At 68.8% G+C, this 26,447-nt stretch carries 28 protein-coding genes; 14 read left to right on the top strand and 14 right to left on the bottom strand.

Translation table 11 applies throughout. The features are described from left to right. Positions 1-861, bottom strand: a complete 861-nt coding sequence (locus CA982_RS04320; RefSeq protein ID WP_086534105.1) for a SigB/SigF/SigG family RNA polymerase sigma factor — start codon at positions 859-861, stop codon at positions 1-3. A 440-nt stretch (positions 862-1,301) separates the two neighbouring features. Between CA982_RS04320 and CA982_RS04325 the strand changes: the two genes are divergently transcribed. Beyond that, complete coding sequence (locus CA982_RS04325) at positions 1,302-1,748, top strand: STAS domain-containing protein (RefSeq protein ID WP_086534106.1); 447 nt, start codon at positions 1,302-1,304, stop codon at positions 1,746-1,748. A 142-nt stretch (positions 1,749-1,890) separates the two neighbouring features. On the opposite strand, the gene CA982_RS04330 is transcribed toward CA982_RS04325, so the two are convergent. Together CA982_RS04330 and CA982_RS04335 are read right to left on the bottom strand one after the other, a co-directional pair. Next, the gene (locus tag CA982_RS04330; protein ID WP_086534157.1) at positions 1,891-2,574 is read right to left on the bottom strand and encodes a GAF and ANTAR domain-containing protein; all 684 of its coding nucleotides are present in this window, start codon (positions 2,572-2,574) and stop codon (positions 1,891-1,893) included. A gap of 139 nt (positions 2,575-2,713) precedes the next feature. Beyond that, positions 2,714-3,901: an acyl-CoA dehydrogenase family protein gene (locus CA982_RS04335; protein ID WP_086534107.1), complete on the bottom strand. Its 1,188-nt coding sequence runs from the start codon at positions 3,899-3,901 to the stop codon at positions 2,714-2,716. 151 nt (positions 3,902-4,052) lie between these two features. On the opposite strand from CA982_RS04335, the gene CA982_RS04340 reads away from it, so the two are divergent. Further along, the gene (locus CA982_RS04340; RefSeq protein ID WP_208617880.1) at positions 4,053-5,060 is read left to right on the top strand and encodes a LacI family DNA-binding transcriptional regulator; all 1,008 of its coding nucleotides are present in this window, start codon (positions 4,053-4,055) and stop codon (positions 5,058-5,060) included. Positions 5,061-5,090: 30 nt separating this feature from the next. On the opposite strand, the gene CA982_RS04345 is transcribed toward CA982_RS04340, so the two are convergent. The 4 genes from CA982_RS04345 to CA982_RS04360 all read right to left on the bottom strand — a co-directional run bounded on the left by CA982_RS04345 (position 5,091) and on the right by CA982_RS04360 (position 8,333). After that, positions 5,091-5,765: a hypothetical protein gene (locus CA982_RS04345; protein WP_086534109.1), complete on the bottom strand. Its 675-nt coding sequence runs from the start codon at positions 5,763-5,765 to the stop codon at positions 5,091-5,093. 83 nt (positions 5,766-5,848) lie between these two features. Further along, positions 5,849-7,456, bottom strand: a complete 1,608-nt coding sequence (locus CA982_RS04350) for a solute symporter family protein (protein WP_086534110.1) — start codon at positions 7,454-7,456, stop codon at positions 5,849-5,851. Continuing rightward, positions 7,453-7,842 carry a DUF485 domain-containing protein gene (locus CA982_RS04355; RefSeq protein WP_086534111.1) on the bottom strand — a complete coding sequence of 130 codons (390 nt, stop codon included), beginning with the start codon at positions 7,840-7,842 and terminating at the stop codon, positions 7,453-7,455. The genes CA982_RS04350 and CA982_RS04355 overlap by 4 nt, the downstream gene beginning before the upstream one ends. Further along, on the bottom strand, positions 7,839-8,333 hold the full coding sequence (locus CA982_RS04360) for a nuclear transport factor 2 family protein (protein WP_086534112.1): 495 nt from the start codon (positions 8,331-8,333) through the stop codon (positions 7,839-7,841). Before CA982_RS04360 ends, CA982_RS04355 begins: the two co-directional genes overlap by 4 nt. A gap of 158 nt (positions 8,334-8,491) precedes the next feature. On the opposite strand from CA982_RS04360, the gene CA982_RS04365 reads away from it, so the two are divergent. The 6 genes from CA982_RS04365 to CA982_RS04390 all read left to right on the top strand — a co-directional run bounded on the left by CA982_RS04365 (position 8,492) and on the right by CA982_RS04390 (position 14,949). After that, the gene (locus CA982_RS04365) at positions 8,492-9,100 is read left to right on the top strand and encodes a TetR/AcrR family transcriptional regulator (protein WP_086534113.1); all 609 of its coding nucleotides are present in this window, start codon (positions 8,492-8,494) and stop codon (positions 9,098-9,100) included. 123 nt (positions 9,101-9,223) lie between these two features. Further along, the gene (locus CA982_RS04370) at positions 9,224-10,417 is read left to right on the top strand and encodes an acyl-CoA dehydrogenase family protein (RefSeq protein WP_086534114.1); all 1,194 of its coding nucleotides are present in this window, start codon (positions 9,224-9,226) and stop codon (positions 10,415-10,417) included. Next, positions 10,414-11,148 carry a hypothetical protein gene (locus CA982_RS04375; RefSeq protein ID WP_086534115.1) on the top strand — a complete coding sequence of 245 codons (735 nt, stop codon included), beginning with the start codon at positions 10,414-10,416 and terminating at the stop codon, positions 11,146-11,148. The genes CA982_RS04370 and CA982_RS04375 overlap by 4 nt, the downstream gene beginning before the upstream one ends. Further along, a complete protein-coding gene (locus CA982_RS04380; RefSeq protein ID WP_086534116.1) occupies positions 11,145-12,017 on the top strand; it encodes an alpha/beta fold hydrolase in 873 nt (290 codons plus the stop codon). The genes CA982_RS04375 and CA982_RS04380 overlap by 4 nt, the downstream gene beginning before the upstream one ends. Then, entirely contained in the window at positions 12,014-13,711 is a 1,698-nt protein-coding gene (locus tag CA982_RS04385; RefSeq protein WP_086534117.1) for an AMP-binding protein, read from the top strand. The genes CA982_RS04380 and CA982_RS04385 overlap by 4 nt, the downstream gene beginning before the upstream one ends. Then, positions 13,708-14,949: an acetyl-CoA C-acetyltransferase gene (locus tag CA982_RS04390; protein ID WP_086534118.1), complete on the top strand. Its 1,242-nt coding sequence runs from the start codon at positions 13,708-13,710 to the stop codon at positions 14,947-14,949. Before CA982_RS04385 ends, CA982_RS04390 begins: the two co-directional genes overlap by 4 nt. On the opposite strand, the gene CA982_RS04395 is transcribed toward CA982_RS04390, so the two are convergent. Together CA982_RS04395 and CA982_RS04400 are read right to left on the bottom strand one after the other, a co-directional pair. Next, positions 14,939-15,256 carry a DUF2470 domain-containing protein gene (locus tag CA982_RS04395; protein WP_086534119.1) on the bottom strand — a complete coding sequence of 106 codons (318 nt, stop codon included), beginning with the start codon at positions 15,254-15,256 and terminating at the stop codon, positions 14,939-14,941. The two genes, CA982_RS04390 and CA982_RS04395, sit on opposite strands and share 11 nt — an antisense overlap. Continuing rightward, a complete protein-coding gene (locus CA982_RS04400; RefSeq protein WP_086534120.1) occupies positions 15,249-15,980 on the bottom strand; it encodes a tyrosine-protein phosphatase in 732 nt (243 codons plus the stop codon). Before CA982_RS04400 ends, CA982_RS04395 begins: the two co-directional genes overlap by 8 nt. A gap of 92 nt (positions 15,981-16,072) precedes the next feature. Here CA982_RS04400 and CA982_RS04405 point away from each other — a divergent pair, with 92 nt between their 5' ends. After that, positions 16,073-16,705, top strand: coding sequence for a flavin reductase family protein (locus CA982_RS04405; RefSeq protein WP_086534121.1), 633 nt, complete (start codon positions 16,073-16,075; stop codon positions 16,703-16,705). Positions 16,706-16,726: 21 nt separating this feature from the next. On the opposite strand, the gene CA982_RS04410 is transcribed toward CA982_RS04405, so the two are convergent. The 5 genes from CA982_RS04410 to CA982_RS04430 form a co-directional block, all read right to left on the bottom strand. Further along, positions 16,727-17,674: a PfkB family carbohydrate kinase gene (locus CA982_RS04410; RefSeq protein WP_086534122.1), complete on the bottom strand. Its 948-nt coding sequence runs from the start codon at positions 17,672-17,674 to the stop codon at positions 16,727-16,729. 146 nt (positions 17,675-17,820) lie between these two features. After that, positions 17,821-18,369 (bottom strand): peptide-methionine (S)-S-oxide reductase MsrA, encoded by a 549-nt coding sequence (gene msrA / locus CA982_RS04415; protein ID WP_086534123.1) that lies wholly within the window; start codon positions 18,367-18,369, stop codon positions 17,821-17,823. Then, positions 18,366-18,848 carry a peptide-methionine (R)-S-oxide reductase MsrB gene (msrB, locus tag CA982_RS04420; RefSeq protein WP_086534124.1) on the bottom strand — a complete coding sequence of 161 codons (483 nt, stop codon included), beginning with the start codon at positions 18,846-18,848 and terminating at the stop codon, positions 18,366-18,368. The genes msrA and msrB overlap by 4 nt, the downstream gene beginning before the upstream one ends. Before the next feature lie 156 nt (positions 18,849-19,004). Beyond that, positions 19,005-20,270, bottom strand: coding sequence for an acyl-CoA dehydrogenase family protein (locus CA982_RS04425; RefSeq protein WP_086534125.1), 1,266 nt, complete (start codon positions 20,268-20,270; stop codon positions 19,005-19,007). 12 nt (positions 20,271-20,282) lie between these two features. Further along, positions 20,283-21,371, bottom strand: a complete 1,089-nt coding sequence (locus tag CA982_RS04430) for a VOC family protein (RefSeq protein ID WP_086534126.1) — start codon at positions 21,369-21,371, stop codon at positions 20,283-20,285. A gap of 246 nt (positions 21,372-21,617) precedes the next feature. On the opposite strand from CA982_RS04430, the gene CA982_RS04435 reads away from it, so the two are divergent. From CA982_RS04435 to CA982_RS04455, 5 genes are read left to right on the top strand one after another with little or no spacing between them, the layout of a single operon-like run. Further along, positions 21,618-22,511, top strand: a complete 894-nt coding sequence (locus CA982_RS04435) for an acetaldehyde dehydrogenase (acetylating) (protein WP_086534127.1) — start codon at positions 21,618-21,620, stop codon at positions 22,509-22,511. Continuing rightward, the gene (dmpG, locus tag CA982_RS04440) at positions 22,508-23,563 is read left to right on the top strand and encodes a 4-hydroxy-2-oxovalerate aldolase (RefSeq protein ID WP_086534128.1); all 1,056 of its coding nucleotides are present in this window, start codon (positions 22,508-22,510) and stop codon (positions 23,561-23,563) included. Before CA982_RS04435 ends, dmpG begins: the two co-directional genes overlap by 4 nt. Positions 23,564-23,567: 4 nt before the next feature. Continuing rightward, positions 23,568-25,064: an aldehyde dehydrogenase gene (locus CA982_RS04445; RefSeq protein ID WP_086534129.1), complete on the top strand. Its 1,497-nt coding sequence runs from the start codon at positions 23,568-23,570 to the stop codon at positions 25,062-25,064. Between the two features lie 5 nt (positions 25,065-25,069). Then, a complete protein-coding gene (locus tag CA982_RS04450) occupies positions 25,070-25,822 on the top strand; it encodes an SDR family NAD(P)-dependent oxidoreductase (protein ID WP_086534130.1) in 753 nt (250 codons plus the stop codon). A 43-nt stretch (positions 25,823-25,865) separates the two neighbouring features. Next, entirely contained in the window at positions 25,866-26,291 is a 426-nt protein-coding gene (locus CA982_RS04455) for a tautomerase family protein (protein ID WP_086534131.1), read from the top strand. The last annotated feature ends 156 nt before the right edge of the window (positions 26,292-26,447 follow it).

The raw sequence follows: 26,447 nt of genomic DNA on the forward strand, positions 1-26,447 counted from the left end.
TCAGCGGGGCCTGCCGCGGCCCTTGGCTGCGGCGGGCTCTCCGCCGGCCGGCAGGGAGTCGTCGTCCCCCGCGTCCTCGTCATCGTCCTCGACGACGACCTCGGACCGCAGGGTCTCGAGGATGCGTGTCAGCAGACGCGACACATGCATCTGGGAGATCCCCACCTCACGCGCGATCTCACTCTGCGACATCGACTTGAAGAACCGCAGGGTGAGGATCGTGCGCTCGCGTTCGGTGAGTCGCTCGAGTGCCGGCTGGAGCGTGACGAATTCTTCGACGAGTTCCAGCCGTGAATCCTCGTCGCCGAGGGTGTCGGCCAGGGTCCAGCCGTCGGTCGAGGAGCCGGCCTCGGCGTCGATCGAGCTCGCGGTGTAGGCCGACCGGGCGACCATTCCCTCGATCACCTCGCCGACCGGCAGGTCGAGGTGCTTCGCGATCTCGCTCGGGCGCGGCGACCGACCCAGGGATTGCAGCAGCTCTTCGCTGGCCTTGGCGATGTTGAGAGAGGCCTCCTGAGCCCGGCGGGGCACGCGGATGGACCAGGTGCTGTCGCGGAAGTACCGCTTGACCTCGCCCATGACGGTGGGCACCGCGAAGGCGAGGAAGTTGTTGCCGCGCTCGACATCGAACCTGTCGACGGCATGCATCAGACCGATCCGCGCCACCTGCCGCAGATCGTCGATGGGTTCGCCGCGCTCGGAGAAGCGCCTGGCGACGTGGTCGGCCAGAGGCAGGCACCTCGCGATGACCCCTTCTCGCAGCCGGGCACGACTGTCGTCGTCCTTCTCTTCGTGCATTGCACGCAGAGATGGGATGACGTCGCTGTAGTCGTCGTGATCGCCCCGGTCTCCCGACGCCATTCTCACCACCAGACTTCGAAGACAACACGAGAACTGATGCGCAGACCTCGTGCCGCAACCAGAACAGGAACGATGTGCGCACCGGGTTCGACGCATATCCGGCTCCAGCCAACCATGGTCGTACGACAGCGTCCAGCCACGCCGGGTGCGGCCTGGTCAGAGCGATGCATGGCAGGAACACACCGCATAAAAGCTGCCGAAGTGGGCACAACCTTGTACGCAATGCTCGTGCAACGTAGGGTAAGAGATGCGGTTCAGGTAGAAGCTGCGTTCTAAGTGACAGGCGCCCAGGGCCTCTTCGCTTCCCACCATCACGTGTCGATCTTTCTCTGACGGTCGTGAACTTGGGTTACTCAACGCCAAATCGGTGGAGTATCAAGGTCTTCGATCCAGAGGTGATGGTCGTGGCCAAACGCGCACTTGACTGAAACGAGAACATCATGGGTCTCACCTCTTCGACCACCTTCCGTTCGGCCTTCGATCCGGCGATCGAGCCGACACCGACGGCACATCCGCATCAGCTTGTCTCACCGAAATCGTATTGCGTCCAGGGCTTTTCAGGCAGCGTCGACCGCGATTCCGCCGCCGACTTCGCCGCCGCCCTCGACCGTGTGATCAGCGGTCCCGTCGACGGGATCGTTCTCGACTTCTCGGGCGTGAACTTCTTCGGGACCGTCGGACTGGTGCTGCTACGGTCCTTCATCGATGACGCCGGCCGACGCTTCGTCCCGGTCGTCGTCGTGGGCGGTCGCAGCGTGACCCGCCCCCTCGAACTCTGCGGAATGGCGCCCTACGTCCGGGCTTTCGAGACTCTCGAGGAAGCCGGACGCGCCTTGACCCAGAACGAGGTCGGCCCCAGCACGATGGAGTTCACGCTCGCCGAGTAGGTCGGCCCCTGCCCCCTGAGGTGCGAGGAGCGATAGCCGCCGGGCCGAGCAAGCGACGAAGGAGCGCGTCGAGGTCGACGAGCGTCCCCTGCCCCCTGAGGTGCGAGGAGCGATAGCGACGAGCCTCGAAGGGCACGTCGGGTCACCGCTTCGTGGTGATCTGACGTGCCACCTCGACCAGCTTGGTGTTCGAATCCTGCGACAGCCGCTTCAACAGCTCGAACGCGGCGACCGCGTCGATCTCGAACCGCTCCATCAGCATGCCCTTGGCCTGCCCGATCACGTCGCGATTGGCCAGGGCACTGTGGAACTGCTTGTCTTTCTTGACCTTGTTCCAGGCGAGGGCGGCGTGTGTCGCGAAGACGACCCCGATGTCCTCGGCGTGGATGTCGAAGGCGCGAGGCGCGTCGGCGTACAGATTGAGTGCCCCGATCGTCGTGGTGTCGGCGAAGAGCTGAAACGACAGCACCGAGCGGATCGAGGTCTCGGCGAGCGCCCGCTGCCGATACGCCGGCCAGCGCTCGTCCGTCTCGAGGTCGTCGACGCGAACCACCCGGTCGGCCAGCGCGGCCGAGATGCACGGCCCCTCACCGAGTTCCGCTTGGATGCGATCATGCGTATCGGCGACGTCGTGGCTCGAACCGAACGACTCGATCGACTTCCGGTTGGTGGTCACGGTGAGGCCCGCGTACCCGACGCCGGGGATGTCGATGAGCGCGTTCTCGACGATCGTCTTCGCGACCTGTTCGTCGGAATCGTCGCCGTGCAGTTCGCGCGCCAGATCCGCGATCTTGCGGTGGACGTCCTCATCAGTCGGATCGGTCATGGTCGAGCCCCTTTCGACGCCCGACGTGGCACCGACGACCACGGACGCGCATTGTTCGGCGTGCCCACCCAACGTAACCCACTGCGTCATCCCCGTGGGCGGCAAACCGACGGCCGACGGTCACGGGCACGCGTCACGCTCAGCGGAACGCCGAGGAGCCCGTCAGCGCGCGACCGATGGTGAGCTGGTGGACCTCCGAGGTCCCTTCGTAGGTGAGCACCGACTCCAGGTTGTTGGCGTGCCGGATCACCGGGTACTCGAGGGTGATGCCGTTCGCGCCCAGAATCGTTCGGCATTCGCGGGCGATCGCGATCGCTTCCCGCGTGCTGTTCAGCTTTCCGGTGCTGACCTGTTCGGGCGTGAGCTCGCCGCGGTCCTTCAGGCGACCGAGATGGTAGGCCAGCAGGTGGCCCTTGCCCACCTCGAGCGCCATGTCGGCGATCTTGGTCTGGGTGATCTGGTAACCGGCCAGCGGCTTGTCGAACACCTCGCGGGACTGCGCGTACTCGATGGCCGCCTCGAGGCAGTCGCGGGCTGCGCCCATGGCCCCGAAGATGATGCCGAAGCGCGCCTCGCCCAGGGCGGTCAGCGGACCCCGCAGGCCCTCCGCCTTCGGCAGCATCGCCGACGCGGGAAGCCGCACGTCGTCGAACACGAGTTCCGAGGTGACCGAGGCGCGCAGGGACATCTTCTTCGTGATCTCCGGCGCCGAGAACCCGGGCGTGTCGGTGGGGACCACGAACCCACGGATGCCGCCGGGACTGTCGGCGAGATCGGTCTGCGCCCACACCACCGCGACGTCGGCGATCGAACCGTTGGTGATCCACATCTTGGTCCCGTTCAGCACCCAGTCGTCACCGTCGCGCTTCGCATGGGTGCGCATGCCCGACGGGTTGGATCCGAAGTCCGGTTCGGTCAGGCCGAAACAACCGATCGCCTCCCCCGCCGCCATCCGTGGCAGCCACTCGTTCTTCTGTTCCTCCGAACCCCAGTGATGGATGGAGAACATCGCGAGTGAGCCCTGCACCGACACCAGGCTCCGGATCCCGGAGTCGACGGCCTCGAGTTCGAGGCAGGCCAGCCCGTAGGACATCGCACTCATCCCGGGACAGCCGTACCCCTCGAGGTGCATTCCCAGGGCCCCGAGCCCGCCGAGCTCCCGGGCGATGTCGCGGGCAGGTAGGCGGGCCTCCTCGAACCAGTCGGCGATGTGCGGACGCAACTTCGAGGCGGCGAAGTCGCGCACACTGTCGCGGATGGCGATCTCGTCGGCGTCGAGCAGCGAGTCCAGGGCGAAGAGCTGGGGCAACGTGCTGGGGCGGGACATGGAGGACCTCCGTCGAGAGTCGGACACAGGCGCGGACCGCGGGCCGCTGCGAGAACGTTTGCACGAACGATTGCATCGCCTAAGGTAGGTGGTCGACCGTCGTCGGTCAATGTGCATACCCGACAGCGGCACCGGCAGAGGGAGGGACAGCGTGGTGAGTGGTCAGCGCGCGCCCACGCTGAAGGAGATCGCGCAGCGGGCCGGCGTGCACGTGTCCACGGCGTCCCGGGTCCTCCGTCAGGCCGAACCGGCCGACGGCTGGTCGGCCTCGGCGCTCCGGGTGCGCGAGGTCGCCGACCAGCTCGGCTACCAGCGCAACGTGTGGGCGGCCAGTCTCCGGACCCGCAAGACGACCACGATCGGCGTCGTGATGACACGCCTCACCGACGGCGTCGTCGCCACGACCTACCAGGGCATCGAGCAGGCCGCCACCCGGGCCGGCTACTCGGTGCTGCTGTCGAGCCCACCCGACGAGGAGACCGCGCAGCGGCGGGCCATCGAACTGCTCGTCGGCCGGCAGGTCGACGGCCTGCTGTTGAGCGGGCTGCATCGGCCCGGTCGCGACTTCGTCGAGTCGCTGCGGATCGGCGACCTGCCGCTGCTGACACTCACCCGGCACGCCGACGCCGGACTCCCCTTCGTCGGTGGTGACGACGAGCGCGGCGGACGGATCGCCGCCCGACATCTCCTGGACCGGGGACACACCGACGTCGCCGTCATCGCCGGTCCCGGTCACGCCACCACCGCAACCGACCGGCTCCGCGGATTCCGCGCCGAGCTGCGCGACGCCGGGCTCGCGCTGCCCGACGACCGCATCATCGCCTCCGACTTCGAGGTCGACGGCGGCACCGCGGCCGGTTCCGCGCTACTCGATCGTCCGGACCGGCCGCGGGCGATCTTCGCGGTGTCCGACACGATCGCGGTGGGAGTCCTCGGCGTGGCACGCGATCTCGGTCTCCGCGTCCCCGACGACCTCGCCCTGATCGGTTACAACGACATCCCGGTGGCGGCTCAGCTCCCCGTCCCGCTCACGACGGTCCGTTCCCCGGCCCGGGAGATCGGCGAGACCGCGGTACGCGGTCTCCTCGACCTCACCGTCGGACACGACGTCGTATCACGGCGTCTGCCAGTCGAACTCATGATCCGCGGGAGTACCTGAGCCGCCCGCGGACCGCCCTGCGCTCGAACGTCAGGGCACAACCGGCTCGGCCCGTCGACGCATTGCGACGGCGCGGGCGACCGCGAAGGTCGCGGCGAGCACCATCGTCACCACGAGGATCGTGGCGATCCAGGTCGGCGAGGTGGTCGTGTATCCGAACCAACCGGCCACCCCGACGCCGGCGCCCGTCGCCAGGACCGCGCCGATCGGGAGCGCTACCGCCGTCGTCCGTACGGTGGCCCGGGCGTGCGCGTCTCCGGACAATCGCAGGACACCGAAGATGCCGGCGAGCACCAGCACATAACCGAGCACACCACTGACGGCATAGATCACCAGGACGGGATACTCGGCTCCGGTGTCGCCGGCGAACGCGTTCGCCAGCAGGATGATCGCCGGGGCGAGTCCGACCACGACACCGATCAATCCGGCTCCCACCACCCGGACGAGCCGCAACCCGCGCGGCTCGGCGAGGCGCACACCCACCGCCCACAGCACTCCCGCAACGAGCGCACCGGTGACGGCACCGGCACCGGCCGCGACGAGAACCGAATTCGTCGGGTCGGCGGGGAAGCTCGCCGTGTACCCGGTGCCCCACGCCATCCAGATGTCGGGACCACCGACCGAGCCGCCGCCCCCGGACAGCGTCGCGCCCAACGCCGCGACCACCGCACCGAACAGCCCGAACCCGGCGAGTTGCCTCCACATAGGGCCACTATGGCCGGTCTGGGCGTCGTCGTCCTTCCGGACACGCGGATGGGCCCTTCGCGGCTCACCTCGCTCACACCGATTCAGTGCGTCGACGCGGATTCGGCACCGATGCCCGTCTCGGCCCGCACGATCATCTCGGCGAACTTCTCGTCGTCGTGATCACGGTCGGCGGCCCTCTCGGAGAGCAATGAGCCGACGACACAGGCGAACAGGCTCAACGGCAACGTGATGATCACCGGCAGCTGGATCCCGAGGGGCGCCGGCCCGCTGCCCATCCAGAGGGCGTCGGTGAGCATGAGGGTCACGATCGTCGACACGAGACCCGTGAGGATGCCCCACACGGCGCCCACCGCGGTGAACCGTCGCCAGCTCAGGCTCAGGACGAGCGCCGGCAGGTGCGCGCTGCCGGCAACCATGAACGCCATCCCCATGAAGTAGGTGATGTTGGTGTCGTCGCCGATCAGCAGGGTGATGCCGATCGCGAAGATGCTGAACACCACCGCACCGTAGCGGGCCACGCGTGCCTGTCGGTCCTCGTCGACCTCGGTGGCGGTGCTCCCCGACGTCGTCCGCGGCCGGACGAGCGACGGCCAGACGTCACGGGCGAAGGTGCCTGCCGCGGAGATCACCACGCCGGCGACCACGGCGACGATCGAGGCGAATGCCACGGCCGAGACGAGTGCGAGGGCCAGGGACCCGCCGACGGTGCCCGCACCGCCCCCGAGTTCGGTCACCAGCACCGGTGCCGCGAGATTGCCTCCCGGACCGACTTTTTCGGCACCGTTCGCGCCGAGCAACGCCGCCGCGCCGTAACCCATCAGAACCACGATCAGATAGAACATGCTGCACAGCGCCACGGTCCAGCCCAGCGAGCGCCGCGCGGTGCCCGCCTCCGGGACGGTGAAGAACCGGATCAGGATGTGGGCCATCCCGGCCGTGCCGAGCGCGAACGTCAGTGCGTACGAGAGGAGATTGAGCGTTCCGCCGTCGCCGAAGATCACCCCCGGCGTGAAGATCGCGTCGCCTTCGACGGCGTGATCGGTGGCCGAGGAGAACAGCAGCGGGAGGCTGAACCCGAACTTCGCCAGCACACCCAGCGCGATCACTGCGGCGAGGATCGCCAGGATCGACGACTTGATGACCTGCACCCACGTGGTGGCGACCATGCCCCCGACGAAAACATAGACGGCCATGAGGGTTCCGGCGACCAGGACCGACATCCAGAACGGGATACCGGCGATGGACTCCAGGAGCGTTCCGGCCGCGACCAGCTGCGCGAGAAGGACGAAGGTTCCCGTCGCCACGGTGCTGAGCGCGACCGCGACCCGGACACGGCGGGCCTCGGTACGGAACACCAGCACGTCACCGATCGTGTATTTGCCGATGTTGCGCATCTTCTCGGCAAGCAGGAGCAACACCGGGATGAAGGAGATGACGGAGGTGAAGAGGATGACCGTGCCGTCGACGCCCTTGTAGAAGATCAGACCGGTGGTACCCAGGAAACTACCCGCGGAGATGAACTCGCCGGAGATCGCAAAGCCGTTCTGCCAGCTCGAGATCGATCGTCCGGCAGCGAAGAAGCCGTCGGCGCTGCGCGACCGCCGCGCGACGGCGAACGTGATCCACAGGGTCAGCGAGATGACCGCCGCGCAGATCGCGATGGCCAGGACGTCGGTGTCACCGCTCATGCCGGACGCTCCTCGGTGATCGCCGCGCCGGCGGCAACGGCCGACGTGACCGCCAGACTCGCCGCGCCCGCAGCCGGTTGCAGATAGGTGCGACTGAGACGGAAATACACCCCGACCAGCACCCAGGTACCCATGAACTCCCCCAGGACGATCCACAGCGACAGCGGAATCCCGAGGATCAGCGTCGTCCCGAGGACGTCCGGAAAGTAGGCGAAGGCGATGATGAACGCCGCGAACAGGCCCACCGTCGCAAGACCCAGGCCGAGCGTGACCGCGCGACGCCGACGACGCAACTCCGCGATCTCGGGGAGACCGAGTATCTCGGTCCAGCGGACCGCGGCTCCGTCGTGGGTCGTATGCGCCTCTGCAACAGGTATGTCGCTCATGGGTGCACCGCCGCGGCGCGTGCCGTGTCGAGCGCGAACCGATTTTCGTCCCAACCGTCGGCGAGCGGTCCGAAGAAGTGGAATCGCACCCGCTTGACCCGGTAGAGCCACTGCCCGTCCTGCTTGACCAGTGTGTCCGTGTAGCGCCCGGCCGCGATCGAGGCCGCGCCGTCCAGCACGCACGGCTGCCACAGGAACGAGCGCGCCACCGCGTCGTTCCCGTCGACCTCGATCTCCAGGTTGGTGATGAAATGCCAGAAGGACGTGAGACCGCCGTCGGCGAGCCCGGCGAAAAACTCGCGCATCGCGTCCTTGCCCCGCGGATTCGACAGCCCGTCGAACTCACCGTCCTCGGTGAACAGGGTCATCAGGGCGTCCCAGTCGCCGTCGTCGAGATGGCGACAGTACCGGGCGTCGAGGACCCGGATGGCCTCCAGATCCTCGAGCCGAGTCAGCCGTGCCGCCAGATCCTGGTCGGAACCAGATGTCATGAGCGTCCTTCCGATTGTGCGGCCTGCCGCCATCGTGGATTCGGCCAGGTTAACGTTTGTTCACGTGATCCACACCATAAGGCCACGCCGGTCCCCGGTCAACCATCCCCGAGTCGGCCATCGTTGCTGGTGGCACCCACGACGCCTACGCTGGGCGGATGAACAACCGATCGCCATCGACGACGACCACGGCCTCACGCGATCGCATTCTCGACGCAGCCCTCGACGAGTTCTTCACCAGCGGATTCCACGGGTCGACGATGCGGACCATCGGCAATCGCGCAGGGTGCAGCGCCGCGAACGTCTACAACCACTTCGAGAACAAGTCCGATCTGCTGGTCGAGATCCTGCGCACCGCCAGTGACGAGCAGTTCACCGCCACCCGCAACGCGATCCGGCGCGCCGGCAAGGACCCCGCCGCCCAGTGGCGGGCCGCCGTCGGTGCGCACGCACTGTTCGCCGCGCAGCGTCCCCGTGAATGCCTGGTCGCCAACACCGAGCTCCGCTACCTCGGTGAGATCGACCGCAAACGCGTGGTCGGGTCCCGCGACGCCCAGGAGGACCAGTTCATCGCCATCGCCGAAGCCGCAGTCGACCTGGGGATCTTCCATGTCGATCGCGTTCATCAGGCGGTGACGGCTGTTCTCCTGATGTGCGCAGGCATCCCGGTGTGGTTCCGTGCGGACGGCCCGCGATCGGCCGAACAGATCGCCGCCGACTACGCCGGGTACGCCCTCAACCTGGTCGGATACCGCCCGACGCCCTGACGGTCGTTGACCGGGTGACCGCCCAGTGCTTCAATGGTGAACGAGCGTTAATCACTACGGGGGCCGCCTCCCGCTCGCCGGGTCCCCGACTCGACAACCGACGTCGTTCACTAGGAGCTGGCCATGACCCATCGGCCGTCACAACCGCGCACCGACAGCCCGCGCTACCTCACCGAAGACCGCATCGCCATCCGCGACCTCGCACGCAACTTCGCCATGACGCAGGTCCTGCCGGTCGCCAACGAACTCGACCCGGTCCAGGGCACCATCCCGGACACCCTCAAGAAGGCCATGGGCGAGATCGGCTTCTTCGGCATCATGATCCCCGAGGAGTATGGCGGCCTCGGACTCGGCGTCTTCGAATACTGCCTGGTGGCAGAGGAACTCTCCCGCGCCTGGATGAGCGTCTCCGGGCTGCTGGCCCGCGGCAACGGCATGGGCGGCGGATTCACCCCCGAACAGGAGGCCGCTCTCCTGCCACGCGTCGCGCGCGGCGACTACCTCGGCGCCTACGCACTCTCCGAGGCGGAGGCCGGATCGGACGTCGCCAACATCTCGTGTCGTGCGACCCGGGAGGGCGACGACTGGATCGTGAACGGCACCAAGATGTGGTGCACCTACGCCGACGAAGCCGATTACCTCGTGCTGTTCGCCCGCACGGACCCCGACAAGGACCCCGCGAAACCGCACCGCGGGATCAGCGCCTTTCTCGTCGAGAAGGAGCGCGGCGTCTTCCCGCCCGGCATCGAGGGCACCAAGATCCGCAAGATCGGCTACTTCGGTTGGCACACATGGGAACTGTCCTTCGACAACTTCCGCATCCCGGCCCACCGCATGCTGGGCGAGGAAGGCAAGGGCTTCTACCTCGCGGTCAGCGGCCTCGAAGTCGGGCGCGCCCACACCGCCGCCCGCGCCATCGGCCTGGCCCGCGCCGCCCTCGAGGACTCCATCGCCTACCTGCACACGCGACGACAGTTCGGCCACGAACTCGCCGACTTCCAGCACCTGCGGTTCAAGATCGCGACGATGGCCGCCGACATCGAGGCCGCGCGTGCGCTGATGTACTCGGTCGCCACCGACATCGACACCGGGCGGCGCTGCTCACTCGAGGCGTCGATGTGCAAGCTCGTCGCCACCGAGATGGCCGAACGGGTCACGAGCGAGGCCGTCCAGATCCACGGTGGAGCCGGCTACACCACCGATTTCCAGGTCGAACGGCACTGGCGCGACGCCCGTCTGACGAAGATCTTCGAGGGCACCAGCGAGATCCAGATGCGGATCATCTCCGACGAGTTGCTCGGACGGTCCGGCTCATGAGCACGTCGCTCGCGGCGATCCGCGTCGGCGCACGCACCGAGTCCGAGCCGGCCATCGCCGCCGATGTCCTCGACGAGCACGGTCTGACGGCGCCCGCGGGCTCGCAGTCGCTCGGAATCATGCTGGCGGAGTTGCTGACCGGGCCGGCTCCCCACGGTGAACGGGTGGGACTGACCTGGACGACGAGCGCGCGCCTCACCCGGGCCGATCGCGCCCGTGTCCGCACGGTGGTGACCCGTGTGGCGCACGACGGCCTCGACCGGCACGTCGAAGTCGTCGACGAGGCCGGGCGCGTACGCGAGTCGGGCGTCGAGACCTGGCAGACCGCCACGCGGCCGAATCCGATCACCGCACTGGACTTCTGCGGTATCGAATGGGCGACGGACCTACAGTCGCGACTGCATCGGGACGAGGCGTTCACCTCGTCGGTGTCGACCTGGGACGGCACCATCGGTCTACGGTCCGGCGCCCGGGAGGTGCACCTGCGGATCTACAAGGGCCAGGTCATCGACGTCACCCGTCGCTCCCTGCTCGGGGCGACCTTCACCTTCGAGGCACGGCCCGAGACCTGGGTCGAGCTGATACTCGGCGCCGACGACGACTTCATGCGGCGCGCGCTGCGCGGCGAGTTCTCCTCGGCCGGAAACGGTTACGAATACCTGCGATTGACCAGGCCGTTGCACACGATCATGCACCACGCACGCGCGATGGCCCAGGAGGTGCCGGCATGATCGAGGCACGCTACCTCGACGTCCAGGGCGCCCTGGGGTTCGTCGAGATCGTCACCGCCGACGGAGAGGGCACGGGGGCCGGAACCGGCACCGGCGAACCCACTGTCGTGTGTCTGCACACGGCCGGGCAGAGCGGCGTGCAGTGGCGCCGCGTCTCGCAGCGGCTCGCCGATCGCGGATATCGCGTGATCGTCCCGGATCTGCCCGGTCATGGCCGCTCGGAACCCTGCCCGACCGGTCCGGTCACGAGCCTGATCGACTATGCCGACTGGCTGACGGCCCTGCTCCGGCGGCTCGGTGTCGACCGTCCCTACGTGATCGGATGTTCCATCGGCGGCAAGCTCACCCTCGAACTGTCGCTGCGGCCCGAGTTCCCGCTCGCCGGTGCGATCGCGATGGCGGCCGAAGCGGGTCCGGGCCGGGTGAAGATCGCCGGACTGCGCCGCGAGCTCGACGACGTCGCCGCCCCGGCCCGGGCCGACCGGACCTACCTCGGAAGTCTTGCCTCAGTGGGGCGTTCGGTCCCGCCGTCGCAGGCTCATCTGATCGGCCTGATGCACAAGCGCGAGGATCCGGAGATCTCGTCGTCGGACCTCATCGGGTGGGGCAGCCACGACGTGCGCGACCGGATCGCCGATCTCACGTGCCCACTACACCTCATCTGCGGGTCCGACGACCCCTGGATCAACGTCGACGAGGTGCGGGACACCGCGGTTCAGATCAACGAACTCGACGGTGCACCTGCACGATTCACCGAGCTGGTTGGATACGGCCACTACCCGATGGAGGAGATCCCCGACTTCGGCGCGCATGCGGCCGAGTGGCTCACCGCACTGCGCGTCGAGTCCGCGGCGGAGGTGATCTCGTGACCACCACCGCGCGCCCGTCACTGAGCCGCATGCTGGCCGCGCTGGTCGGGCAGGCACCGGATCTGCCGGCCGCCTACGACGTCTGCGGGGACCGGGTACTGCCCGTCACCCGGAGGGAGCTGGCCGACCGGGTCGGTGCGCTGCGGGACGAGTTGTCCGCCATCGGCGTCCGGCGTGGTCAGTGCATCGCCGTGTACCTGCCGAACTGGTCCGATGCGCTGGTGTGGCAGTTCGCCGCATCGGCTCTGGGCGCTCACGTCATCGGCGTCAACACCCGCTACAACATCGGCGAGGTCGCACACATCCTCACCGCCGCGCGACCGGCGGTGGTCGCCGTGCCGGCCGAGTTCCACGGACTCGACCTCGTCGGCACGCTCCGCGAGGCGAGTACGGCGGCCGACCCGACGCCGGTCGTGTCGGTGGTGCCCGGCCCGGCCCGGCCGCAGGTCACCGTCGGCGACTTCGACCTCGGCGCGGGTGCCTGGATCGCCGGAAGCGGTGACACGGCCGGAACGTCGGCGCCCCGGACCCCCGTGACCGCGGCACTGACCCCGGCCGGTCTCGACGACGACCCCGCCGACCATCTCGCGGTCGCCTTCACCACCTCGGGCTCCACCGGCACCCCGAAGCTCGCCGCGCACCGCGATTCGGCGGTGGCCCGGCACGGTCATGCCGACGCGGCCCTCATGGGCGTCCGGAACGGCGACGTGATCCTGGGCGTACTGCCCGTGTCCGGCGTATTCGGCTTCAGCGCCGCCATGGCCGGTCTCGCCGGCGGCGGCGCCGTGCTGATGGAACCCGTCTTCGACGCCGGCGCCACCCTCCGACGCATCGCCGACCTGGGCGTCACCCACGTCGTCGGCGGCGACGACCTGTTCGGCCGGTTGCACGACGCGTGGCAGGCCGGCCCACGCACCGAACTGGGGTCGTTGCGCTGGCTGGGAATCGCCGACTTCCTCGGCCGGTCCCACGAGATCGCGCACTGGGCACTGGCCGAGGCGGGCGCGCACACCACCGGGGTATTCGGCTCGTCGGAGGTGTTCGCGCTGGCGCTCCTGTGGTCCGCCGACGACCCGGAGTCGGTGCGCTGGAACGGCGGCGGCCGACCCGTCGAATCCGCCATCGAGGTCCGTGTCGCGGATCCGCTCGACGACCGTGTCCTCGGTGCGGGCGAGGAGGGTGAGCTGCAGTTCCGCGGACCCAACGTCGTCGACGCCTATCTGGGTGACCCCGATGCGGGCGCGCGGTCCTTCACCGCGGACGGTTGGTTCCGCAGTGGCGATCTGGCGCGCCCCCTCGACACCGGCGGCTTCCGCTACGTGTGCCGGATGGGAGATGTGCTGCGGCTGCGGGGTTTCCTCGTCGATCCCGCAGAGATCGAGCATCGCCTCGCCGAGCACGCGAACGTGCAGACCGCCAAGGTGGTCGGCGTCGCCGGCGCCGGCGGGTACACCGAGGCCGTGGCGTTCGTGGTGCCCGCCGACCCGGACGCCCCGCTCGGCCCCACCGAATTGAAGGACTTCTGCCGCGAGCGGCTCGCCTCGTTCAAGGTGCCCGCGGCAGTACATGTCATCGAACATATGCCGACCACGGTCGGCGGCAACGGCACCAAGATCAGGGCCGTCGAGCTGCGTGAGTGGGCCCAACGCTGGTCCGGACGAGAAGTCGACTACCGCAAAGGATCACCGAAATGACCGTCAGCACGACAGCCACCGCGAACGATGTGGTCATCTGCGAACCGCTCCGCACCCCGGTCGGGCGCTACGGCGGGGCGTTCGTCGACGTGCCCGCCACCGAGCTCGCCGCGCGGGTGATCTCGGAACTGTTGTCCCGCACCGGCGTCGATCCCGAGTCGATCGACGACGTGATCCTCGGTCAGTGCTACCCGAATGGGGAGGCACCTGCCATCGGTCGTGTCGCCGCACTCGACGCCGGGTTGCCGGTCACCGTGCCGGGGTCACAACTCGACCGCCGGTGCGGCTCGGGTCTGCAGGCCGTTCTCGACGCCGCGATGCGCGTCCAGACCGGGGTGGCCGCCCTCGTGATCGCCGGTGGCGTCGAATCGATGAGCCGCGCAGAGTATTACACCGAGTCCATGCGCTGGGGCGCGAAAGGCGCACCCGCAGCCCTCCACGACCGGCTCGCGCGCGGGCGGGTCACGGCCGGCGGCAAGAACCACCCGGTGCCCGGAGGCATGCTGGAGACCGCGGAGAACCTGCGTCGCGAGTACTCGATCCCGCGCTCGGAACAAGACGAACTGGCCGTCGAATCGCATCGGCGGGCGGTGGCCGCGATGGACAGTGGAAAGTTCGCCGAGGAGATCGTGCCGGTCGCGGTGCCCCAGCGCCGGGGTGCGGACCGGGTCGTCGATCGCGACGAGCATCCGCGCGCCGACACCACCGTGGAGTCATTGGCACGTCTGCGGCCGATCATGGGCGCGAGCGACCCCGACGCGACGGTCACCGCGGGCAACGCCAGCGGTCAGAACGACGGCGCCGCGGCATGTCTGGTCACCAGCCGCGCCCGGGCGGAGCAGCTGGGTCTCCAGCCACTCGCACGGCTTGTCACCTGGGCGGTGGCCGGGGTCGGTCCGGAGGTGATGGGCATCGGTCCGGTTCCCTCGACGGCCAGGGCCCTCGCCCGCGCCGGTCTGGAACTGTCCGACATCGACCTGATCGAACTCAACGAGGCCTTCGCGGCGCAGGCACTGGCGGTCACGCGTGAGTGGGGATTCGGCGACGCCGACTTCGACCGCACCAACGTCAACGGCTCCGGCATCTCGCTGGGGCATCCCGTGGGCGCCACCGGCGTCCGCATTCTCACGACGCTGCTCCGTGAACTGGACCGGCGCGGTGCGCGTTTCGGCCTGGAGACCATGTGCATCGGCGGCGGACAGGGACTCACGGCCGTGTTCGAACGGATCACCGGGTAATACGGCCGGCCTGCTCCTGCGCCGCACGGAACATCGCGACGACCGCAACGCGGACATCGGAGCGGTCGCGCACCGGGCGATCCCACGCGAGCCGCACGACCACCACACCGTCGGGGACGGAGACGTCGAAAGTGGCTGCCTCGGCGTCGAATCCGGCCATCACGGCGGAGGTCGCGTCCGGACGGTCGCCGAGGGTGCGGCAGATCAGCAGCGAGTCCTCGGCGTGGTCGTCGTTCATGTGCGCGAGGACGGCTGCCACGACATCCGGGGCGAACTGCGCCGGGCCCGAGGAATTGTCGTCAGTCACGCGCAGGCTCTCCCGCATCGGTGCGCACGAACTTCCCGACCCACCGCTGGAAACGCTCGACGTCGCCGCCCTGCTCCTCGAACCATCCCCATGCACCGCCGCGGGCACCGGTCACGTCGCCGACGACCAGTTCGATGGCTTCGCGCGGGGTACGCAGGATCGGGGCCTCCAGGGTGGTGCCGGCCGGGATCCGCTTGCGGGTCCGCAGTCGTTCGAAGACGCCGGCGATACTGTCCTCGGTCCGGTGGTAGTCGCTGATGACCGACGATTCGTCGACGCCCGCCAGCAGCAGCGCGATGGCGATGATCACCCCGGTGCGGTCCTTGCCGGCCGCGCAGTGCACCAGAGTGGCACCGTCGGTGTCGAACTCGTTCAGCGCGGCGGTCAGCCGGTGGCCGCCCGTCCGCATCATCGCGGTGTAGATGTCGACGAGAGCGGTGTCGGCGAGCCGGTCGACGCGGGCACCCGACGACACCGGACGGTGCACGACCCGCACGTTCGACGGCCACGTGACGGCCATCCGGCCCAGCTCGGTGGGGTCGCGCAGGTCGACGACGGTCGCCGGCGGCCAGGGCATGCCCACCGGGTCCTCGTCGTCGGGATACGGGGCGTCGCTGCGGATCAGCACGTTGGCGGCGGTGAGGCCGCCACCGGCGACCCGCATGCCGCCCAGATCCCGGATGTTGGCGAAAGTCCGCAGGTCAGGGGCGGAGGAGAGGGTCACAGCTATCCCGATCGTCGAAGTGCGCGGTGGTCGGTCGCACCTCACCTTACGCAGGCGGCGGCACGTCCGGCCGCTGACGTACCGTTGCGACGGTGACGACCTATCACTCCTACGAACCGTCGCACGGTCATCGGCTGTCGCACGATCCCGTCAACGCGATCGTCGCGCCGCGACCCATCGGCTGGATCTCCACGGTGTCCGGCACCGGGGTGCGCAATCTCGCGCCCTACAGCTTCTTCAACCTCTTCAACTACACGCCGCCGATCGTGGGCTTTGCCAGCGTCGGCTACAAGGACACCGCCGCCAACGCGATCGAGTCCGGCGAGTTCGTGTGGAACCTGGCCACCGACGACCTCGGCGAGAAGATGAATGCCACCTCGGCGGCGGTGCCCGCCGGCGAGGACGAGTTCGAGGTCGCCGGCCTCACACCGCTGGCCGCCGACCTCGTCGCGCCGGCCCGCGTCGGGGAGAGTCCCGTGGCCTTCGAGTGCCGGGTCACCCAGTCGTTCCGATTGCGCACGGCCGCCGACGAACCCGTCGACAGTTGGATGGTGCTGGGCGAGGTAGTGAAGATCCACATCGCCACCCACCTGCTGCGGGAGGACCAGACCTTCGACACAGCCGGCGCGCGTCCGCTGTTGCGTGCCGGTGGACAGGGCGACTACTTCCTGCCGAGCGACGACCACCACCGGTTCATGAAGCGGCCGAAACCCGCCACGCGCTAGCGTCCCGGTCGGCGGGTCCGCTCACAGCGCGCCGCGGATCTCCTCGCCGCTCGGCATCCCGGTCCGGGCACCGACCGAGGCGACGGACAACGACGCCGCCGCGACGCCTCGCCTCGCGGCGTCGACGACCGTCGAACCGCCGGCGAGCGCCGCCGCGAACACGCCGTTGAAGGTGTCGCCCGCCCCGGTGGTGTCGACCACGCGGGCGACCTGCCCGGCGGGAAGTGCGACCACCTCGGAGACCGGATCGGCGATCAGGACGCCCTGCGCACCGAGGGTCACCAGAACCGGGGCACCCGTCCGCGACGCCACCGCCGTTGCCCGTTCGGCCGCCGGCACGTCCGGGGCGTCCCGATCGTCGATGATCAATCGGTGCAGGTCACGAAGCTCCGAGGCGTTGGGTGTGAACACCGGTCCCGATGTCAGCAGGTCGACCGTCGACGGCAACACGGGGGCGGGGTTGACGACGCATCGGATACCTCGCGCAGCGGCCGTCGTCACCGCCGCGGCAACCGCGGCGGCCGGGATCTCGGTGCTGACGAGCACACACCCGGCCCAGCCCGCCGCGCGCTCCACCGCGGCATGCACACTCTCGGCATCGAGGGCGGCATTCGCGCCCGCCCCGACGGCGATCTGGTTCTCCCCCTGCGGGTCGACGACGATCAGCGCCATCCCGGTGGCGACGCCGTCGAGCACGGCCACGTCGGTCACGTCGACGCCGGAGTCCCGCAGTTCGGCGAGTGCCTGCGCGCCCGTGTCGTCGGAACCGACTGCGCCGCAATATCGCACCTCGGCACCCGCCCGCGCGGCGGCGACGGCGGCATTCGCGCCCTTGCCGCCGCCATGCCGCGTCACGGTCGGGCCGACGACCGTCTCACCGGGCCCCGGGAGCCGGTCGGTCTCCACCACGAGGTCGACGTTGACCGCGCCGACGACGAGAAGTCGTATCGCCCGATCGTGAGAAGTCATCGTGCCTCCGAACCCGTGAGCAGCCCCGGCGTCCAGTCCGGCCAGTCGGGCACCCCGCGACCATACCGTCGATGCGACGCACCCCGTCGACGGTCGTTGCCGGACGACCGTCGACGAGCGCCGGCGTTCTCAGCCGATCCTGCGTGTCACCGCGTGGATGCCGCGTCCCGCTTCGGCAGCACCCATCCCGGTCGCGGGAAGTGGCAGGTGTAGCCGTTCGGGAAATTGAGCAGGTAGTCCTGGTGCTCGGCCTCGGCCTGCCAGAACGGGCCCAGCTCCTCGATCGTCGTGACCGCCTTGCCGGGCCACAGTCCCGACGCATCGACATCGGCGATGGTGTCCCGGGCGACCTGCTCCTGCTCCGGTGTCACCGGGAAGATCGCCGAGCGATAGCTGGTGCCGACGTCGTTCCCCTGCCGGTTGCGGGTCGACGGGTCGTGGATCTGGAAGAAGAACGCCAGGATGTCGCGGTACGACGTCTGGGCCGGGTCGAAGACGATCTCGACCGCCTCCGCGTGACCGGGATGGTTGCGGTAGGTGGCGTGGTCGTTCTGCCCGCCGGTGTAGCCGACCCGGGTGTCGAGCACGCCGGGCTGCTTGCGGATCAGATCTTCCATGCCCCAGAAGCAGCCGCCCGCGAGGACTGCGGTCTCGGTGCCGGGGCGGACGGTGATCTGGCCGGTGTCGGTCGTCATGCGTTCTCCTCCTGGATGTCGGTGGTGGTGGTGTTGTCGGTGAACAGGTCGGCGTACTCGCCGTACCCCTCGGCCTCGAGCTCGCCGACCGGGATGAACCGCAGCGACGCCGAGTTCATGCAGTAGCGCTGTCCGCCCGCGTCACGCGGTCCGTCGTCGAACAGATGCCCGAGGTGGCTGTCGGCGCCGGACGAGCGCACCTCGGTGCGCCGCATCCAGAGAGTGCGATCGGACTTGGTGGCGACCGCGTCGGGCTCGATCGGCTTGGTGAAGCTCGGCCAGCCGGTGCCGCTGTCGTACTTGTCGGTCGACGAGAACAGCGGCTGCCCGGACACGACGTCGACGTAGAGACCGGGTTCGTGGTTGTCCCAGTACTCGTTGTCGAAGGCACGCTCGGTGCCGTCACCCTGGGTGACGCGGTACTGGATGTCGGTGAGGCGGTTCAACGCCTCGGGGGTCTTGCGATAGGTGTTGGTCACGTTTCCTCCTGCTGACGCTCCCCCGCTCCGTCGATCGACGGCGCTCGGAAGGCGTCACCGTGCACAACACCACGATGCCCCGATTTGGTCCCGACACGCCAAGGGCCGCCGCCCACCGGGGGTGGGCGACGGCCCGAAGGGTCGTCAGCGCGCAGATCAGCCCACGATGTCGCGACCGAAGATCTGCCGTGCGAGTACCCAACGCTGCACCTCGCTGGCGCCCTCGTAGATCTCCCCGATCTTGCTGTCCCGGTACAACGCCTCGACCGGACCCGACGAGTCGTCGTCGCCGAGTTCCTGGGTGAATCCGAATCCGCCGAACGCCTGTACCGCGTCGCGCGCCATCTGGACCGCGACCTCGGTGCCGCGCAGCTTGGCCATCGCCGCCTCCGGTTCGGGGAAGCGCGTGCCGGAGTCCAGCCGCATCGCCGCCTTGATGTACAGGTCCCGTGAGACCGCGATCTCGGTCGCGCGGTCGGCCATGAGGAACTGCCAGTGCTGCCGGGCCGCGAGCGGTACGCCGAACGCCACCCGTGTGCTCAGGTGTGCCGCCGTGCGGTCGAAGGCGGCCTGCGCCATCCCGACGCCCGCAGCCGCGATCCCGATGCGCCCGTAGGTCAGCGTCTGCAGGGCGACCTTCAGCCCGCCGCCCTCGGTCCCGAGCAGGGCCTCCGGTCCCAGCTCCACGTCGTCGAGGTGGACGTCGGCGGTGATCTGCCCCTTGTTCCCGAGTTTGCGGTCGGGCGTGCCCACTCGGACGCCCGGGGTGTCGGTCGGGACGATGAACGTCGAGAGCCGGTCACCGGTGCGCGCGAGCACCACGACGAACGCGGCGACAACGGAGTTGGTGATCCAGCGCTTGCGTCCGTTCAGCACCCACCCGTCGCCGCGGCGGTGCGCCTGGGTCCGGACCGCCTCGGGTGAGAGATCACTCGACGCGGCCGGCTCGCTGGTGGCGAACGCGCCCACGATCTCGCCGGCGACGACCGGTGCCAGCCACCGGCGGCGCTGCTCCGGCGTGCCCTGGTTGACGGCGTTGCCCGCGAGGATGCAATGGACGTCGAAGATCGCGGCGACGCTGTTGGAGAAGTACGCCAGTTCCTCGGCGGCGGTGGCCGTCGCGGTCGCCGGGTGGGCCAGTCCGTCGCCGCCGACGTCGGCCGCGAAGGGGATGCGGTAGATCCCCGCCGCGGCCAGCCGATCGAACACGTCGCGCGGGAAGCCGTCGAGCCGTTCGTCGCCCCGCGCGATCCGATCGGCCACCGGGGCGACGTCGCGGAGCGCGACCTCCCGAACCCGGCGGCGGACCACCGCGACCTCGCCGGGCGACACGAGGTCGTGGTACAGGGTGTCGGCGATCCGCGGTGGCTGGTCGCGCACGTCGTCGGACGACGACACCGCGGCGATGTCGATGACAGTCAAGGAATCTCCCGATCAGACCGGTGCGTCGGCCACGGCACGGGACCGCTCGATCTCGTCGGGCACCAGTTCGACGACCGCCTCGACCTCCGGCGCGGGTGCACCCGGCCCGAAGTCGGCGAACGCCGTGATGTGCTCGTCGAGCGGAAGCGGATTGGGGGTGCCGTAGGTGAAGTAGGTCTCCCACGGCAGCTTCGCGCCGCCGACGGCCAGACCGGTGTCGATGTCGGACATCTGCCAGGTCTTCGTCTCGGCCGACGGATCGAGATGCAGATATCCGGACTCGCCGAACAACTCGATGCGGTTGCCACCCGGTTCGAACACGTAGAGGAACTGCCCCTGGGTGATCCCGTGCCGGTCCGGACCGGCTTCGATGCGGATGTCGTACTCGCGGAACATCTCCACGGCGTCGATGTTGTGCTGGCCCGTGCCGTAGTAGAAGGCGAGGTGATGCAGTTTGCCGCGCCCGCCGGTCATGTCGCGCATGCAGGCGACCTCGTGGCCGAGGATGTTCGAGCTCATCCAGGCGCCGATCTCGACGTCACCGTCGACGACGCGCTCGGTGGTTCGGAACCCGAGGTGGCGTTCGAACTCGGTCTTGACCGCGGTGACGTCCGAGGCCATCAGGTTGAGGTGGTCGATGCGCTTGACCGGAATCCCCTGCAACGGCTTCTTCGACGGCCGGGTGAGGATCTTGCTCTGCAGTTCCGGTGGCGCGACGTACTTCTCGGCTTCCCACACCAGCGCGAAGTCGTGACCGTCGGCGGTCTTGTACGCGAGCGTCTTGCCGTAGCCGAACTCGTCCTCGTGCCACGAGGTCTCGATGTTCGCGCCCTGCAGCGAGGCGGCACGGCGTTCGAGCGCCTCGGGGGAGCTGGTCCGCAGGCCGGCATGGCCCATCCCGGGTTCGGCGGACTCGGTGATCTTCAGACTCCACGGGTAGGGGTCCTCGTAGGCCCGGAGGTAGACGGACTGGCCTTCGCGCTGGGTGACATACATGCCCAGGAACCTGGTGAAGAAGTCGAGGGTCTCCTGGGGCTCGGGGCTCAACAGTTCGGCTCGCGCGAGGTGCGCGACATCGAAGCGTGCGGCGTTCTCGGTCATCGGTTCTCCTGTGGATCGTGCGACACCGGATCTCGGTGGCTGCTGGCTGATGGGCCTCAGCATGGCGACGAGATGTGACCGCCGTCACCGCCATTCGGGATATCCGAACAACGGTGCCGCCGAGGCGCTCCGCATTCGGACTGCCCGTGCCTTGGCCCCGGAGACGGCGACCGCTCCTTACGTTCGGTGTCGAGCACGCCGACGGCATCCGAGACCGAACGTGCGCACGAGCAGAGGAGACATGCGATGAGCCGGTTGACCGCCGCCATTGTGGGATCGGGCAACATCGGGACGGACCTGATGTACAAACTGCTGCGGTCCGAGTACGTCGAACCGGTCCACATGGTCGGGATCGACGCCACCAGTGAGGGTTTGCGCCGGGCGCGCGAGGAAGGACTCGAGGCGTCGGCCGAGGGCGTCGACTGGTTGCTACGGCAGTCCTCGCCCCCCGACCTCGTCTTCGAGGCCACCTCCGCCAAGGTCCACGCCGCCGTCGCGCCCCGCTACGCCGACGCGGGGATCACCGCGATCGATCTGACGCCCGCCTCGGTCGGCCCCTACGTCGTCCCCGCGGTCAACCTCCGCGAACACGTGAACGCGCCCAACGTGAACATGGTGAGCTGCGCCGGGCAGGCCACCATCCCGATCCTCTACGCGATCAACCAGGCCGCCGACGCCGCCTACGGAGAGATCGTCGCGGCCATCGCGTCGGCGAGTGCGGGTCCGGGAACGCGGCAGAATCTGAGCGAGTTCAGCGAGAAGACGGGGCGCGCCCTGGCGCAGGTCGCGGGAGCGGACCGGGCCAAGGCGATCTCGGTGATCAACCCGGCCGAACCGCCGATGAACATGCGCGACACGGTGTATGCGAAAGTGCGCAACCCGGATCCCGTGGCCATCGAACGCGCCGTGGTCGACATGGTCGCCGAGGTCCAGCGCTACGTCCCCGGTTACACCCTCAAGCTCGTCGACACCGATGGCGATCTGGTGACCGTGATGCTCGAGGTCGTCGGCGCCGGCGACTTCTTACCCACGTACGCAGGCAATCTCGACATCATCACCGCGGCCGCCGTGCAGGTCGCCGAGGTGATGGCGCAGGAGAGGGCCGCGACAGCGACACTTCAGACAGGAGCACTGCGATGACCAGCCAGTCCCCGGCCCGCGGGCCACGATCGGTCACCCTCGTCGACACGACGCTGCGTGACGGGATGTCGAGTGTCTCGCACCGGTTCACCACCCGCGACGTCGCCGCCATCGCGGCCGGCCTCGACCGGGCCGGCGTCCCGACAATCGAAGTGGCACACGGCATCGGTCTCGGCGCGTCGTCGGTCCAGTACGGCTTCGCCGCGGCCACCGACCCCGAGTACGTGCGCGCCGCCGTCGACGCGGTCGACAATGCCGACATCGCGGCCCTCTACGTACCGGGCATCGCGACGCTGAACGAACTGCAGGCGGCGGTGGACGCCGGCATCTCGACCGTCCGCGTCGCCGTCCACTGCACCGAAGCCGATTGCGGGCAGCAGCCTGTCGAATGGGCGAAGGAGAACGGTCTCACCGTGATGACCTTTCTCATGATGAGCCACAAACTCGAACCCGACGCACTCGCCGAGCAGGCGGCCAAGCTCGACTCCTACGGCGCCGACGTCGTGTACGTCGTCGACTCCGCAGGTGCGCTCGTCCCGCGGCAGGCCGGCGAGCGGGTCGCGGCGCTGCGCGAGGCGATCTCCGCGGACATCGGTTTCCATGCCCACAACAACCTCGGTGTCGGGATCGCCAACGCGCTCACCGCCGCCGAGAACGGCGCCACCTACATCGACGGCTCGCTACGGGGGCTCGGCGCCAGTGCCGGCAATGCCCAGACCGAAGTCCTCGCCGCCGCATTCGAACGCGCGGGCTGGGACACCGGCGTCGAGCTGTTCCCGCTCATCGACACCGCCGAGAACGTCGTGGCCCCACTGATGACCGAGCCGCAGATCGTCGACGAGACCGCGCTCGTGCTCGGCTACGCGGGTGTGTATTCCACGTTCTTCCACCCCACCAAGCGCGCCGCGAAGAAGTTCGGCGTCCCCGCCCGGGACATCCTGCTCGAACTCGGCCGGCGCGGCGTCATCGGCGGCCAGGAAGACATGATCATCGATGTGGCCTCCGAACTGGCGGGCCGCACCTACCAGACGCCCGTCGCGGCGGAGGTGTGAGGAAATGACTCTCTCTGTCACCGATCAGGACAGCACCGATCAGAACGGTACCGCCGAGGTTCGCCACCTCATCGGGAACGAGTGGCGGACGGCCTCGGACGGCGCGACGTTCGAGTCGCGCGACCCGCACGACGGCGCGCTGCTCGCCCGGGTGGCGCGCGGCACCGTCGACGACGGCGTCGCGGCGATCGACTCTGCCCGCACCGCTTTCGACGACGGGCCGTGGCCGCAGATGTCACCCAAGGAACGCGCGGCGATCCTGCATGCGGTCGCCGACGCCGTCGACGAGCACCGAGAGGAGCTGGCACAGCTCGAAACCCGTGACGGCGGCAAGACGATCACGCAGTCGCTGCACGCCGAGATCCCGCGGGTGGCCCACAACCTGCGCTTCTTCGCCGATTACGTCTCGATGGCCGCGAACGAGGCCTACCCGGACGGCGATCTGCTCTCCTACGTCCTCTACCCGCCCGCCGGGGTCGTGTCCGCGATCAGTCCGTGGAACGCGCCGCTGATGCTGGCGACATGGAAGATCGCGCCCGCACTGGCCTTCGGCAACACCGTGGTCCTCAAACCGGCACCGCAGACACCGTTGACCGCCAACCGTTTCGCGCAGATCGCGCTCGAGGCTGGTCTGCCGCCCGGGGTGCTCAACGTCGTCCACGGCTTCGGTGGTGAGGCCGTCGCGGGACCGCTGACCTCCGATCCGCGCGTCGACCGCATCACCTTCACCGGATCGAGTGCCACGGGCGTGAAGATCCTGCAGGCGGCGGCCGCGAACCACACGCCTGTCTCGGCCGAGATGGGTGGCAAGTCGGCCAACATCGTGTTCGCCGACGCCGATCTCGACGTCGCCGTACCCATGTCGCTGCGGGCCATCTTCGGCGGCAACGGACAGGTCTGCCTGTCGGGTTCGCGACTGCTGGTGCAGAACTCGATCCGGGAGGAATTCATCGACCGCTTCGCCGAGGAAGCACGGAAGCTCGTGGTCGGCGACCCCAAGGACCCGACGACGTTCATGGGCCCGCTCATCGAGCAGCGACACCTCGACAAGGTGCACAGCTACGTCGAACTCGCGCAGGACGAAGGCGGCAAGATCATCACCGGCGGCGAACGCCTCACCGATCCGGATCGGGCAGGCGGCTTCTACTATCCGCCGACCGTCATCACCGGTCTGACCAACGACTCCCGCACGGCGCGAGAGGAGATCTTCGGTCCTGTCGAGACGGTTCTGGGTTTCGACACCGAAGAGGAGGCCCTGCGCATCACCAACGACTCCCCTTACGGCTTGGCGGGTATCCTCTTCACGCAGAATCTCGACCGGGCGCATCGGATGGCCGCGCGCTGGAAGGCCGGCACGGTCTGGATCAACACCTTCTTCGAACGCGATCTCCGGCTGCCCTTCGGCGGTGAGGGCATCAGCGGCCTGGGCCGTGAGGGTGGCCAGTACTCCCGCGAGTTCTTCACCGAACCCCGTGCGGTGACCCTGCGCATCCGGAAGTAGGACCCGTGTCCACAACCGAGACATGTGTGGTCGTCGGCGCGACCGGCGCGATGGGGACCGTGTTCACACGACGCCTGGTGGCGCGCGGGATGCGGGTTCTCGCGGTGGGGCGCCGTGCCGAGGAACTCGAACAGCTCGCGGCAACAGACGAACTGATCGTCCCGTGCGCCGCCGACATCGCCGAGGACTGGTCCGTGGACGCGATCCGATCCTGCCTCGACGGGCCCGTACGACTCGCGGTGTTCGCGGCCGGTCTCCCGGTGCGCGGCTCCGCGGACGCGATCGAGCCATCGCTGCTGGCCACCGCGGCCAACATCAAGGTGGCCGGCACCGTCCGGTTGCTGCGAGCAGTCCGCGACCATCTCGCCGACGGCTCGCGGTTCGTCGCGGTCGCGGGTTCACTCGGACTCGAACCGGGGCCCCTCGACGCGGGACCGGGTACCGCCAATGCCGCGTTGTTCAACCTGATGCGACAGATCTCGGCACTCTATGGACCCCGGGGTGTCACCGTGCACACCATTGCGCCCGGGCCCATCGACACCCCTCGGCTCCGCGCCTTCGTCGACACCGAATCGCGTGAGACCGGGGCCGCGCCGCAGGAGATCTGGGACAGGTACACGGCCAAGACCTCGCTGGGTCGCCTGCCCACCCTGGACGAGATCGCCTGGCTCGTCGAGATGTTGCTCGAGCCGCAGGCCGCCGTGCTGCACGGCAGCGTCCTCAACGCCGACGGCGGAACTCGCCACGGCATCCAGTAGCCCGGTCCGAAACGGACGCAGGCACTTCCCGAACGGAGCCGACATGCCGGTTGCACACTTCCACATCCCCGTCGGCAGCGCGTCCACCGAGCAGCGCGTCGCTCTGCTGACCGCCGCGAGTGCGGCCTACTCCCGCATCCTCGACTCACCGATCGAGCGGGTACGCGCCTTCGTCGTGCAGTACGACCCGACCGACCTCGCCGTCGGCGGACAGCTCGTCGCCGACGGCGGCGCGATCGCGCCGTACTTCACCGCGATCGTGCTCGCCGGCCGGTCTGCCCACCAGCGTTCGGAGCTGCTCGCGGCGTTCACCGACCTCGTCGTCGATCATCTGGACACCGAGCGATCGCGTGTCCGCGGACAGATCATCGAGGTCGCGCCGGAGAACTGGGGCATCGCGGGCGTGCCCGCGAGTGACGTTCGGGCAACGGAGATCTCGATGCGCGCTGCCCGCCCAACTGCTCCCTGAGCCGACAGAGCCGCGAAACTGCTGGTCCTTGAGGTGCACGTAGCAAGCCCCTGCACCCTGATCCGAAAGAACCACACACCCACTAGACCTGGGGTGCAAGCAGCACATGCCACGACCAACCCCTGCCCCCCCCCGAGGTGCGAGGAGCGCACGCCA

The organism is Gordonia lacunae (genome assembly GCF_002149015.1).
Taxonomy (GTDB): Bacteria; Actinomycetota; Actinomycetes; order Mycobacteriales; family Mycobacteriaceae; genus Gordonia; species Gordonia lacunae.

Excerpts from the sequence above, each read along its gene's own strand:
- CA982_RS04390 (WP_086534118.1), top strand. The coding sequence starts at position 13,708 with ATGACCGTCAGCACGACAGCCACCGCGAACGATGTGGTCATCTGCGAA.
- CA982_RS04380 (WP_086534116.1), top strand. The coding sequence starts at position 11,145 with ATGATCGAGGCACGCTACCTCGACGTCCAGGGCGCCCTGGGGTTCGTC.
- CA982_RS04410 (WP_086534122.1), bottom strand. The coding sequence starts at position 17,674 with ATGACTTCTCACGATCGGGCGATACGACTTCTCGTCGTCGGCGCGGTC.
- CA982_RS04350 (WP_086534110.1), bottom strand. The coding sequence starts at position 7,456 with ATGAGCGGTGACACCGACGTCCTGGCCATCGCGATCTGCGCGGCGGTC.
- CA982_RS04330 (WP_086534157.1), bottom strand. The coding sequence starts at position 2,574 with ATGACCGATCCGACTGATGAGGACGTCCACCGCAAGATCGCGGATCTG.
- CA982_RS04430 (WP_086534126.1), bottom strand. The coding sequence starts at position 21,371 with ATGACCGAGAACGCCGCACGCTTCGATGTCGCGCACCTCGCGCGAGCC.
- msrA (WP_086534123.1), bottom strand. The coding sequence starts at position 18,369 with ATGACGACCGACACCGGCCAGATCACCGTCCGCCCCGGCACCGAGACC.
- CA982_RS04345 (WP_086534109.1), bottom strand. The coding sequence starts at position 5,765 with ATGTGGAGGCAACTCGCCGGGTTCGGGCTGTTCGGTGCGGTGGTCGCG.
- CA982_RS04455 (WP_086534131.1), top strand. The coding sequence starts at position 25,866 with ATGCCGGTTGCACACTTCCACATCCCCGTCGGCAGCGCGTCCACCGAG.
- CA982_RS04375 (WP_086534115.1), top strand. The coding sequence starts at position 10,414 with ATGAGCACGTCGCTCGCGGCGATCCGCGTCGGCGCACGCACCGAGTCC.
- CA982_RS04370 (WP_086534114.1), top strand. The coding sequence starts at position 9,224 with ATGACCCATCGGCCGTCACAACCGCGCACCGACAGCCCGCGCTACCTC.
- CA982_RS04335 (WP_086534107.1), bottom strand. The coding sequence starts at position 3,901 with ATGTCCCGCCCCAGCACGTTGCCCCAGCTCTTCGCCCTGGACTCGCTG.
- CA982_RS04435 (WP_086534127.1), top strand. The coding sequence starts at position 21,618 with ATGAGCCGGTTGACCGCCGCCATTGTGGGATCGGGCAACATCGGGACG.
- CA982_RS04445 (WP_086534129.1), top strand. The coding sequence starts at position 23,568 with ATGACTCTCTCTGTCACCGATCAGGACAGCACCGATCAGAACGGTACC.
- CA982_RS04325 (WP_086534106.1), top strand. The coding sequence starts at position 1,302 with ATGGGTCTCACCTCTTCGACCACCTTCCGTTCGGCCTTCGATCCGGCG.
- CA982_RS04365 (WP_086534113.1), top strand. The coding sequence starts at position 8,492 with ATGAACAACCGATCGCCATCGACGACGACCACGGCCTCACGCGATCGC.
- CA982_RS04355 (WP_086534111.1), bottom strand. The coding sequence starts at position 7,842 with ATGAGCGACATACCTGTTGCAGAGGCGCATACGACCCACGACGGAGCC.
- dmpG (WP_086534128.1), top strand. The coding sequence starts at position 22,508 with ATGACCAGCCAGTCCCCGGCCCGCGGGCCACGATCGGTCACCCTCGTC.
- CA982_RS04360 (WP_086534112.1), bottom strand. The coding sequence starts at position 8,333 with ATGACATCTGGTTCCGACCAGGATCTGGCGGCACGGCTGACTCGGCTC.
- CA982_RS04320 (WP_086534105.1), bottom strand. The coding sequence starts at position 861 with ATGGCGTCGGGAGACCGGGGCGATCACGACGACTACAGCGACGTCATC.